10 protein-coding genes are annotated in these 12,146 nt (G+C 44.9%); 8 read left to right on the forward strand and 2 right to left on the reverse strand.

Annotated elements, in window-relative coordinates; translation table 11 throughout:
* Positions 1-2 precede the first annotated feature (2 nt).
* Positions 3-548 (reverse strand): TIGR00725 family protein, encoded by a 546-nt coding sequence (locus tag ACZ449_RS23905; RefSeq protein ID WP_464258542.1) that lies wholly within the window; start codon positions 546-548, stop codon positions 3-5.
* Between the two features lie 364 nt (positions 549-912).
* Here ACZ449_RS23905 and ACZ449_RS23910 point away from each other — a divergent pair, with 364 nt between their 5' ends.
* From ACZ449_RS23910 to ACZ449_RS23920, 3 genes are all read left to right on the forward strand, one after another.
* Entirely contained in the window at positions 913-2,481 is a 1,569-nt protein-coding gene (locus ACZ449_RS23910) for an amino acid permease (protein ID WP_464258543.1), read from the forward strand.
* 176 nt (positions 2,482-2,657) lie between these two features.
* Positions 2,658-3,155 (forward strand): hypothetical protein, encoded by a 498-nt coding sequence (locus ACZ449_RS23915; protein ID WP_464258544.1) that lies wholly within the window; start codon positions 2,658-2,660, stop codon positions 3,153-3,155.
* Positions 3,156-3,228: 73 nt separating this feature from the next.
* Positions 3,229-3,912: a hypothetical protein gene (locus ACZ449_RS23920; protein ID WP_464258545.1), complete on the forward strand. Its 684-nt coding sequence runs from the start codon at positions 3,229-3,231 to the stop codon at positions 3,910-3,912.
* 206 nt (positions 3,913-4,118) lie between these two features.
* On the opposite strand, the gene ACZ449_RS23925 is transcribed toward ACZ449_RS23920, so the two are convergent.
* On the reverse strand, positions 4,119-5,501 hold the full coding sequence (locus ACZ449_RS23925) for a sigma-54 interaction domain-containing protein (protein WP_464258546.1): 1,383 nt from the start codon (positions 5,499-5,501) through the stop codon (positions 4,119-4,121).
* Positions 5,502-5,812: 311 nt separating this feature from the next.
* Here ACZ449_RS23925 and ACZ449_RS23930 point away from each other — a divergent pair, with 311 nt between their 5' ends.
* From ACZ449_RS23930 to ACZ449_RS23950, 5 genes are all read left to right on the forward strand, one after another.
* Positions 5,813-7,330, forward strand: coding sequence for an HAL/PAL/TAL family ammonia-lyase (locus ACZ449_RS23930; RefSeq protein WP_464258547.1), 1,518 nt, complete (start codon positions 5,813-5,815; stop codon positions 7,328-7,330).
* A 295-nt stretch (positions 7,331-7,625) separates the two neighbouring features.
* Positions 7,626-8,876, forward strand: a complete 1,251-nt coding sequence (locus ACZ449_RS23935; RefSeq protein ID WP_464258548.1) for an S-layer homology domain-containing protein — start codon at positions 7,626-7,628, stop codon at positions 8,874-8,876.
* 161 nt (positions 8,877-9,037) lie between these two features.
* On the forward strand, positions 9,038-10,648 hold the full coding sequence (locus ACZ449_RS23940) for a BCCT family transporter (protein ID WP_464258549.1): 1,611 nt from the start codon (positions 9,038-9,040) through the stop codon (positions 10,646-10,648).
* Positions 10,649-10,807: 159 nt separating this feature from the next.
* Positions 10,808-11,275 carry a (2Fe-2S)-binding protein gene (locus tag ACZ449_RS23945; protein ID WP_464258550.1) on the forward strand — a complete coding sequence of 156 codons (468 nt, stop codon included), beginning with the start codon at positions 10,808-10,810 and terminating at the stop codon, positions 11,273-11,275.
* 5 nt (positions 11,276-11,280) lie between these two features.
* The gene (locus ACZ449_RS23950) at positions 11,281-12,129 is read left to right on the forward strand and encodes an FAD binding domain-containing protein (protein WP_464258551.1); all 849 of its coding nucleotides are present in this window, start codon (positions 11,281-11,283) and stop codon (positions 12,127-12,129) included.
* Positions 12,130-12,146 lie beyond the last annotated feature (17 nt).

Genomic DNA, 12,146 nt, shown 5'->3' on the forward strand with positions numbered 1-12,146 from the left:
TACTAGCGGATTTCGCTGTTTTTTGGCGCATCTTTATTGCAAATCCGACTCAACGCAATATCAAGTGCCTCCTTGGCAGTATTGGCGTAGTCAAGTTTGACCCATTTTCGTTCATCAAGATAGGAACCGTCATAGGCCATCCCCCGAACTTTTGCGGCCCAACCTCCAGACGCTTCGACAATTACGATAGGCTTACGATTTAAATATGCCGCAGATAACTCGCCCAGCGTACCATTGCCGCCGGCGATCATGATGATTACATCAGAAGAATGTACTAATATTAGGCTTCTATAGTCAAAACTCAATCCCGTCGAAATCGGGACATCGATATACTCATTCGCAACTTCCGCAGAATCACCGGGAAGAATACCCACGACCAGTCCATTTGCTTGTTTCGCTCCACGCGATACTGCTCCCATTACCCCACTTGTTCCACCAGTAAGAAGAATTGCACCGCGTAACGCAATTTCTTTGCCTATTTCTTCAGCAAGTATACATGTTTCTTCCGGTATCTCTCCAGACTGTCCAATTACTCCAATTCGTATCATAAACACCCCATCCTTTCAGAGATATATATTGATTAAATAGATTTTTTATAAGTTGGCCTCAGTTTTTAATATACTATTCAACATGATCCCATTAAAACCTACAAATCGGGTTAAAAACGGATTAAGTCTACTTCGACTTGTGAGAATGTCATTTTAGTATATCGTTATGGCAGGAGAACTATCATATTGTTTATTTCTAAAATAGTATCAGTAAAGATAGCAACCCGATATTTTTAACTGGTACTGTCGTTTATTTGGGCTGGGTACAGCAGAATTCAACTTTTCAAAAATTTGGTTATAACATACCCTCCCTTGGTAGATACTTGTAAATGTAGATAAGTAGCTCAACAAGGGAGGAACTAGGTTGAAAAGGCAAAGTGAGGGTTTATCGGCTTGGCAATTAACCATGATGGCGCTAGGCACGGTAATCGGAGGCTCCTTTTTTTTAGGGTCGGCTGTTGCTATTCGTGCTGCGGGACCGGCAATCATACTGTCCTTTGTAATGGGCGGTGCTCTCGTATATGCCATTCTGTATGCTTTATCGGAAATGACGGTAGCTGACCCAGCGCCAGGTTCTTTTCGGACATTTTCCGAAAAGGCGTATGGCCCTGCTGTTGGGTTTATTGTAGGGTGGGTATACTGGACAGGGATGGTACTGGCGATGTCCAGTGAGGCAATAGCTGTATCATCGTTGCTTCAAGCATGGTTGCAGGGAGTTTCTATTCCCGTACTTGGCGCAGCCGTTATTATTGTTGTTACCATTCTTAATCTGTTTGGAGCCGATCGGTTAAGTAAGTTGGAAGGGGGCCTTGCGGCGATAAAACTACTGGCCATTATCGGATTTGTAGTATTGAGTGTAGCCATTGTTAGCGGGTTAATGCCAGGGACTGCGCAAGACAAAGCAGGAGGCTTGGTGACAGAACCGATATTCCCGACAGGGCTTGGCGGCATTGCAGGGAGTATGTTGATTGTTATGTTTTCCTATGCAGGCTTTGAGATTATTGGACTAGCTGCATCGGAAACTGCCAGGCCGGATAAAACAGTGCCGCAAGCAATTACCTATACTGTTTTTGGTTTAGTCGGTTTATATGTAACTGCTATCACGGCTTTATTGCTGCTTGTCCCAACTACGGCATTGACACCAGACCAAAGTCCCTTGGTAACCGCACTAACAGCCTGGAACTTAGGGTGGGCCAGTAATGCAATTAACATTGTGCTGGTGACGGCCATTCTATCAACCATGCTGGCTGCCATGTTTGGGTTAGGGCGAATGCTGCGGTCACTGGCTGATGAAGGTCATGCGCCGTCCTGGGTGAGAGATAAAGGCGATATCCCCTATCGCGGTATTGTTTTTTCGGGTGCGGCCATGCTTGGCGGGCTTGGTCTCGGGTTGTTGCTGCCAGCACAGGTATATCTCTTTTTAGTTAGTTCGGGTGGGTTTGCCTTGCTTTTTTCCTACTTGATTATTTTGGCAACACACTATAAATTGAGGAAGCAGCAGGGATGTCCGCCTCAGGGAAAATGTCAGCTTCCCGGGTTTCCTGTTACCTCCTGGGTGGCCTTGCTAAGTATTGTGGGTATCATTGCTAGTATGCCGTTAATTCCCGGGCAAGGGGCGGGGCTGTTCGCTGGGGTGGGGTTTGTCGCTTTGTTTTCGCTGATGTATGTGGTTAATAAGAAGTTTGGAAAGAGACTAGCGCAGGTAGACGTAAGAAGCGCAGAGAGTTGGGTTAGTCAGGGGCTGCGCACTACGCAGATGCAGTTTGAAACCGCGGAAGAGTTCTCTGTTGAAAGTAAATTACCCCAAGAGCAAGAACGGAACAGCAGCGGGAACAAGATTAAATGCTGTTCAGATACTGGCAATACTGGCAATAAAATAGATAACAAAAAAGTGGTTGAGTCTGATAGTAATAAGGGCAGCAGACATAAGTAGCGTGCTGATTTAATAAGGTTGGCGAAGGTATTATCGAGTAAAAAAGAAGGAATGTTCCTATTAAAGGAGCCATTCCTTCTTTTATAGTTTAATGTTATACTCAAAATATCAGTACAAAGAGAGTCGGCATTTGAAGCAATGAAGTAGATATGTTTTTTATAAGGCAGGTGGGGTTTATGATACAGTCGTGGAAAAGTTTCATAGCAGGCGCTCTTGCTATGTTGATAGTGGTAGTAATCGCCTATATGCTATTCTTAGGAATGGAAAAGCACGCTACTATTCCTGAAAATAGCGTAGCAGATACCGAGGACTTCGCTAATAAAGTTACGATTATACCGCTGCCATCGTTGCGGATTATTCGGGGAACAGAGGTAGCTTTTGAAGGGAAAAAAGAATTGCGGCAGGCTATTGGCGGACGAGCCGCTCAAGACATATCGATTGTTAATTTCCAAGCGACTGGCGAGCATGCCGATAAATCAGTAATTACAATTGTATGGGAAAATGGTGAGGTTGAAAAAGTATATCCTGGTACAAAAAATAAAAAATTTTCAGCAGATAAGAGAGCTGTAGAAATTGTAGTAATAGGATATAGCATGCACGAACGGCCTATTTTTAGGGATGCTAGCCGTAAAGGCACGCTGACCTGGGAGATTCGGTATGAGCCGGTTAATTAAAACAGGACTATAGCCCTATAGCTGACTCGATGGTCAAAATGATAAAATAAATAGGAAAAGGAGGGAGATATTTATGTTATTAAAACGTTATACTACTGCTTTGGCAGTTACCGCAGCTCTGACATGTATTGTTCCGATCAGTGTTGATGCGACCAGTGTTTCGACGTCGACAACCGCCATCCGTATTGGCGATGTCAGTTTTTATAAGTCAGATACTTATTCTGATAGCATGAAATTTGCCCATGTGCTGTCGTCACATTACGACCGCCCAATTCTAACGTCTGAAGTCGTGCGACTGCAAGCTAATTTTGATTTTGGTTTTGGTGATATATCAATGATGTACGCGGTTGCCGAGTACGCTGGTCTGCCTATAGATGATATTGTCGTCCTCCGTAAGAAAAATATGGGCTGGGGCGAAATCGCTAAGCTGCACGGCCTTAAAGTTCAGGAATTAAAACGCAGATATACTTTATTGGTTGATGATGCCCATGTACGTGGTCTAGATATAAATTACATAGACATTGACGAACACGATAGATATCCTGGTGACAAGCATGAGCTTGATCATGACAAGGATAGAAATCATGACGAATATTACGAACAGGGTCGGAATCAGGATCGTAGCGATGATGAGCGCTATGATCATAAGCATGACCCAAATAGTAACAAGGATAAACAGCAGCAAGATAAGGGTGATAAGAAAGATAACAAAAAAGTTCATGAGCATAATAATGATAAGGGCAATGGACATAAGTAGTGCGCCGATTTAATAGGCCGCGCCGAAGGCGTTATGGCTAAAAAGAAGGAATGTTCCTCTAAAAGGGGACATTCCTTCTTTGATATTTTGATGATATACGCAAAATGTCAGTAATCAAAAGGATAAGCAATCAAAGCAATGAAGTAAGCATGTTTATATTTTTAGTAAAAAGGCCTGATGCTCATTTTGTGAGAGCAGGCCTTTTGTTATTCAACAGAAAAACGTATATTTTTGGTAATGTTTAGTTTTTTTATGCGAGCTTGCAGGTTTTGCCGGTGGATGCCAAGTGATAGGGCTGCTTGGGTAATGTTACCGTTATTTGCTGTGAGGGCATTGATAATCAGCTTGCGCTCTAACTCGTCAAGTGTTTGGGGTAACGATTGGTTTCTGGTGCTGCCAAGCGCTGTGGGTCGCATATATGCTAATGATTGTTTATGAAAATAATCGGGAAGATAGGCCGAAGTTAAGGTTGTCTCATTATCGGAAAAACTAATGGCATTTTCAAATACATGGCATAATTCACGAACATTACCAGGCCAACTATGCTTAAGAAGAATGTCTTCCAAATCAGGTGAAAGCTGGGTTATCTGTTTGCCATAGGCTTTGTTGAATTTGCTAATGAAGTATTTGGCAAGCAGTAAAATATCTTCCTGGCGTTCGCGTAGGGGTGGGATAGTTAAATTAACAACAGCTATGCGATAATAGAAGTCTTCTCGCATCTTGTTTTCGGATAGCAGAGTGTGGCAATCAATGTTGGTAGAACTAATTATCCGGCAGTTAACAGGTGCTTCATGGTTACTGCCAAGACGACGAAATTTTTTCTCCTCAAGAATTCGCAGCAGCTTTGCCTGCAGTACTAAACTCATACTATTTATTTCATCTAAAAATAAGGTCCCCTTTCCCGCCTGTTCCAACAACCCTTGTGTGTTTTCGGCACCGGTAAAAGCTCCCTTGGTTGTGCCAAAAATCATACTCTCCAGTAAGGTTTCAGGGATAGCCGCACAATTCAAAGCGACAAACGGATGGGAACGAGAAGGACTATAATTATGGATGCTTTGGGCAAAAATTTCTTTTCCGGTACCAGTTTCGCCTGTTAGTAATATGGGGGCAAAGCTGAATGCAGCTTTTTTCGCCTTATCTATAACTGGGCCCATTTGCGGACTTTTACCAATTAAGCATTCAAAATCATAGCTGGTGCCGTTTTGTAAGTCATTTCTGCCGTCACAGTACGATTGCAATTGCTCTTGCAGTTTGTATACTTTATTAAGTAAATTGGTCATTTCGGTAATATTTTTGTTAATTGAGCAAACGGCTACAATTTCACCGTGGCTTTCAATGGGAACTATGGTTGAGAGCATATGTACTTCACGGTGATCTACCGTGCGATATGTATTGTATTTATCAAATGACGGTTTACCTGTAAAAAATACACCACGCAGTTCCTCAAGCATATGTTTTCGCTCTGAAGGCTCAAACCGCTCTATTTTGTTATTGTAGAATAATTCTTCGCCGAACTTGTTGATTACATAGACCGAATCTTGCATGTAATTGGCAATAGTTTGTAAATATAACGATTTATCGATATCCATGTTTCCAATTCACCACCTGATAATAATAGTTTAGTCAATATTGGCCTGGTTGTAAAGCAGTATGCAACAAAATGATGCGCAAGGTTTTATTGCGGTTGTTGCTTATGTTGCACTACGATAGAAATACGTAGTACGATTTGAATGCAAAAGGTTGAAAGTAAGGGACAAAAATTATTTAGCAAGAATAAGCCCGCTTGGCACGAATTTTGCAAATATTAAGGTAGGCATAGGGATTTGAGATAATTATGAAAACTTGATGCTATTGACTAGTAATAATGCCTCAAAGGCAGCGATAGAGAGGGGCGGATATTTTGAATAAGGATACCGTGGTGTTAACAGGCAATAATCTTACTATTGATGAAGTGGCGCAAGTCGCCATCAATGGCGTACAGGTGGTGATTGCTCCAGCGGCGCAACAGAAAATGGAAGAATCTAGAGAATTTGTTTACAGACTTGCTAACAGTAATGTTCCGGTTTATGGGTTTAACACCGGGGTTGGTGCCAATAAGGATAGAAAGATTGAGGCCGATTACTATAATCAGTTCAATATCAATATGATTAGGTCTCACTGCGTAGCCTTAGGTCCTGAAGCGTCGCAGGCAGAAGTGCGCGCCATGATTGTAATAAGGCTCAATACGTTGTTATTAGGCTATACAGGAATGAGTCCGGTGATCGCTTATATGTATCGTGATCTTCTTAATAATAATATTACTCCGGTTGTGCCGGAACGCGGCTCAATCGGGGAAGCAGACATTGCTTGTTTGTCACATATTGCTTTAACTATGATTGGCGAGGGCGAGGCCTACTATCATGGCGAAAAGATGCCGGCTAAAGATGCTTTGACAAAGGCTGGCCTTGAACCAATTCTTTTAGGCCCGAAAGATGGACTGGCACTTGTAAGTTCTAATGCTTTGGCGGCAGGTCAGGGTGCCTTGGTTTTATATGAACTAAAAAAACTGATTACGCTGGCAGACGTAATTTACAGTTTCAGCCTGGAAGCTTTTAAGGGTAATGTCAGCCCGCTTAATGAGGAAATCAACCGGGTGCGCCGCTTCAAAGGGCAAAACGAAAGCGCGGCCAATGTAAGAAACCTTCTCAAAGGCAGCTATCTTTGGGTGCCAAACATTGCGAATGCCCTGCAAGATCCACTTTGTTTCCGCTGCGCCTGCCATATTCATGGTGCTGTTCGCGATTCGCTCAATTATCTCGAAGAACTTATGGATATTCAGATGAATTCTTCAGATGACAACCCTTGTGTGCTAATGAATCAAAATGCAATCATGTCCTGTGGTAATTTTGAAGTCGTTAACTGGGCAGTAGCTTTTGAAATGATTGGCATAGCGCTCAGCCACCTTTCACGGGCCGCTTGCTTCCGAACGATCAAGTTAAGCACTGGGCACTTTACTGGTCTACCACGGTTTTTGACGCCTGACCCGGAACATGTAATTGCTTTTGGTACAATTCAAAAACCGTTTACTGCGCTTGATGCGGAGATTAGGCATTTGGCTAATCCGGTAAGCATGGATTTTTATGCGGTTGCTGGCGATATTGAAGATCATTGCAGCAATACTCCCTATGTGGTGCAAAAGACCCGGAAGATTGTTGATAACCTCTATTATATTCTTGGCATCGAAGCCATTCATGCTGCCCAAGCCTGTGATTTGCGGCAAGAAGGAGAATTCAGATTGGGTGATGCTGGTCATAGTGTGCACCAAAAGATCCGCGAGGTCATCCCCTTTTTAGTACAAGACCGCAATCTTACCATCGATATTGCCAATGCCTATAAATTACTGAAATCCGGCGTCCTCTTAGACGTAATTAATAGTTAATAAAGCCCGGATTGAACAATGATGTAGGCTCCCGGAAAGATGATGATACAGAGATGAGTAAAGGGACCAGTGATAACCCGGGAGTATACAGCACCAGAGGGGGGGAGTGTGTAACTGACTTGCAACATAATTTTATTTCCGTTTTGGAGAGCAAATGAGGAGGTGAATATTGAACGGAAAAATAAAAAAAAGCCGCCTACTCTGTGGCAACAGAGCAAAGCGGCAAAAAAGAAATAAAATTAATTCAATTACATTATAGTAACAAATATTTATGAAGAATTCAAGGAGGTAGTAGATGAAACAGAATATAGCAGCTACGTTAGCCCTAGTATTTGGACTAAGTATTGCCGGGACAGCTTTTGCCGCTAATCCTTTCGCGGACGTTCCGGTGAAACATTGGTCGTATGACGCTGTTCAGCAGTTGGCTAACGATGGCATCATTACCGGTGGCGGCGATGGCAGTTATCAAGGTGAAAGAGCAGTTAGCCGCTATGAAATGGCTGCTGTTGTTGCTAGCGCGATAGCTCATGCTGACAAAGCTAATGCAACTGATAAAGCCCTCATTGAAAAATTGGCTGCGGAGTACGAAGCCGAACTGGAAGGCTTAAATGTTCGCCTGACTAAGGTAGAAAAGAAGCAGGGTAATATTAAGTTCTCGGGAGAGTTCCGTGAGCGTTATGAGTGGACAAAGGTTGATCCTAGTACTGGTATCGACTCCACAACGATGAAGACGCGTGTGCGTTTAAATATGGCTACTCAGATGTCAGATGATGTAGCCTTTAATGCCCGGTTTCACAGTGAATCCAAGAAAACTAACGAAGCTGGCGATGCCTATATAGATCTTGCCTATTTATCAGGCAAACTTTTTGAGGGCGTGAATTTTACCGCAGGGCGTATGGTTATGTCTGTTGGTAAAGGTATTACTTGTGATACCTGGCATGATTGGGATGGAGCGAAAATTAGTTTTGGGAATAAAGTGAAAGTTAACGTAGGTGCTGCCAAGTATCATAGTACAACAGGCTGGGATTCGCCTAACTATGCGTATGCTGATCTAAACTATGCGTTTTCTCCTAACTTTGACATGAGCTTAGCTTATTTTACAGACAGTCAAGATTATAATGAATATAAAACAAAGGCTATTGGGTTCAGTTATGCCTTTAACAAATTTGTCCTAAAAGCGGAATATGGCAAAAATGGAGCTGACAACGCGAAACAAGCAAATAATGGTTCTGAGGCCAAAGCTTGGTATAGCAATCTGAAATACCTGGGTGCTAACGCTGCTAAAGTGCATTCCTATGGTGCTTGGGTAGGCTATAGAAAAGCTGATAAAGGCTTTGACCCAGAATGGTGGAGCACTCCGGAATCTAGCGATGTAGCTGGAGGCCTTGCCGCTCTTAACGACACCAAAGGCTTTGAATATGGGATTGAGTACACGGTATTCAAAAACGCCATTCTAGCTGTGCAATACAATGATATGAAAGATAAGAATGGTGATAGCCCAGATGGTAGACGCAATCTTATTACTAGCTTATCCTATTCCTTTTAGGTAAAAAAGACCAAGGCAAATGCCTTGATCCATATAATATCTCTGTTTTCCGAGAAGAGCACATAACATAGAGGGGGATGCAGCTAATATATTGAGAGCGATGATTTCGATAGAAATATATATGAGGCGCACAATGTGCGCACGAAAGGAAGGCAGAGCTTATGAGCACACAAATCCATACTCCGGTAGAGAAAAACTCCGGCAAGGGTTTTTGGGACGGTGTCCGCAAGGACGTTTTTATTCCAGGCATCATTCTCTTCAGCATTGCGGCAATCATCGGAATTGTGAATAACAAGGCGCTGACCCAAAGCTCTCAGGCGTTCTTTACCTGGTCTTTGGAGAACTTTGGCTGGCTATACCAGTATGCGTTAATGAGCAGTACTATTCTGGTGGCCATTATCACGTTTTCCAAAGTAGGCAACATCAAGCTGGGCGGCGCGGAGGCCCATCCCAAATACCCCTTCTGGACCTGGTTTGCCATGACCCTCACTGGCGGCGTTGCCACAGGCATCGTCACTTGGGGTGTCAACGAGCCTCTGATCTATTACGGTAATGTCTGGGGCGAGCTGGACACGCTGGGCATTACGCCCTTTACCGCAGAAGCGGCGCGATTTGCCATGGGGCGCAGTTTTTATAACTGGACCTTTATGCCCTATTCGATTTATGCTCTGTGCGGTGTACTGGTAGCCTACCTGTATTTTAACAAAAAGCAAAAGCTCAATATTACCGCTACCCTTCAGCCCGTTTTCGGCCAGCGGATCACCAAGGGTGTTCTGTCTTCCTGTGTGGATTGTCTTTCCATGCTGGCCCTGGGCGTGGGCATCTGCGGCGGCCTTGCCATGTGCATCACGTTGGTAGTCACCGGCCTGCGTACCTACGGCATACAGGAAAGCATACCTCTGTTTGTGCTGATCGGCGTGGTGTTAATTGCCAGCTTCACCTTCTCATCTTACATTGGCATGGACAAGGGTCTGAAGGTGCTAGGCAACCTCAACGCCTGGTTCTACTACGGCATTCTGGTTCTGCTGCTGTTCACCGGCCCCATGCTGTTCATCCTGCGCAACAGCACCGCCGGTCTGGGCGTGTGGCTGCATCAATTTTGGCTGTGGGGCTTGGATCCCATCGATATCGGTGGCGCAGCCCTTACCCGCTCCTGGACCTTGTTTGACTGGGCTTGCTGGATTGCCTATGCGCCGGTAACCGGCATCTTCCTGGCCATGATGGCCAGGGGGCGCACCATCCGGGAATTTCTCGTCGTTAACTGGATTCTTCCTTCGGTGTTCGGCCTGATATGGTTCAGTATCTGGGGCAACAGCGCACTGTACATGCAGATGACCGGTACGGCCGACCTGGTGGGCGCTATCAAAGAGGGCGGCGCGGTTATGGCCCTGTGGGAGTTCCTCAAGCATCTGCCCTTCGGCCTTGGGGCCATCGTTATTCCTGTGAATATCATTATCATCTTCATTTCTTTTGTTACGGCGGCTGACGCTACCCTGACAAACGTAGGTTCCATGTGCATGAAGGACGTTCCCATCGGTACCGAGCCTCCCGGCTTCATCAAGATCATTTGGGGTATTATCATCGGTGTCGTGGCTGTGGTCATGGCAGCTTTCGGCGGCGGCGCTCAGGGTGTTGACGGCGTTAAGGCGTTGGCAACGGCAGGCGGATTTTTGGTGCTCTTTATATTCCTGTTTCAAATTATCGCGGCATGCAAGGTGTTCTTTACCCAAAAGGCATCCAGCGACGTGGTAGACGTGAAAGAAGAAGAGTAAGCAGGCCGTATCCCGGGGAAGCCTGTATCTCTACAGTCTTCCCCCTCCTTATGTTTTGTAAAACATAGCATAAGCCAAATGCGCAAAAACTTTGATTGTCGGGTAAGGCAGCAAAATTTCCGGCAAAGAAATACCCGACAATCTGATAGGAGGGAAGAAATGCTAATTAACCTTACTGTAAATGGCAAACAGCATATGTTAGAGGTAGAACCGCAGGAAAGGCTGCTTGACATCCTGCGGCTAAAACTGAAATTGACAGGTGCCAAAGAAGGCTGTGGCGAAGGTGAATGCGGTGCTTGCACTGTCATCATGAACGGGGCGGCTGTTAATTCCTGTATGGTGCTTGCGTATCAGGCCCGAGATGTCGAAATACTGACAATTGAAGGCTTAGCGCCTAATGGCGGGCTGGATGCTGTGCAGCACGCATTTGTCGAAAATGGTGCTGTACAGTGCGGGTACTGTACGCCAGGCATGGTTATGAGTACCAAAGCCTTGTTAATGAAAAACACTAACCCAACTGAAGCGGAGATAAAAGAGGCTCTTGCTGGGAACCTTTGCCGGTGTACCGGCTATGTAAATATTATCAAAGCAGTTAAGGCCGCTGCTGGCGAATTGAATGGAGGCTAAAGCAGATGACCGGCTATAGAATCGCAGGTTTTTTGAGGTTGGAGGATGTTTTGCGGGCAATTACGCAGACCTCTGTCCGAACAGTGTTTATTAGCGGCGGCACTGATTTTATCAATAATGGTATTGGGGACAAGGCCGAATTGGTGATAGACCTTTCGCAAGTCGCAGATCTTAAATATATAAAAGATTTTGGTTCTGAAATAAGGATTGGCGGCGGTACGACCTTTGCCGCCATCGCGGCCAGTCCGATTATTAAGGCCAGAACCAGCGCCCTGGCACAGGCTGCAAGTCGAGTCGGTTCGGTGCAAATCAGAAACCGGGCGACAATTGGCGGCAATATTGCCAGTGCTTCGCCTGCCGGTGACAGTCTGCCGGTACTTGCTGCTTTTACTGCCGGTATACATACTGCAGGCAGTAAAGGCCCTCGCATCCTGACATTAACAGAAGCCTTGAACGGGCTTCAGGCTAAAGAAATAATAACAGAAATTGTTATTCCGACTCCTGGGGAGAGTCGCAGCGGGTTTGTGAAAATTGGCAGCCGGTCACAGGTGACGATTGCCAAGGTGAGTTTGGCTGCCAATATTATGTATGATCGCAGTAAAAAGATGATTATTGTCGGTAAGGCAGCAATGGGCGCTTTGGGGAAAGTGCCGGTATGTCCGCTTAAAGTACAGCAATTCTTCAGTCAACGGGTAGTTGATGAACATTTTGCTGACGATTTATCACAGCTGCTTGTTGAAACGGTAGACGAGATGATAACAGGCCGGGTTTCACATCCGTACAAAAGGGCCGCTGTTAAGGGCCTGGCTTACGACTTGACCGGACTATTGTTTGACGCTTGCGAAAATAATTAATTACGATGGAATCAGGA

It is taken from the genome of Desulfosporomusa polytropa, assembly GCF_055380075.1.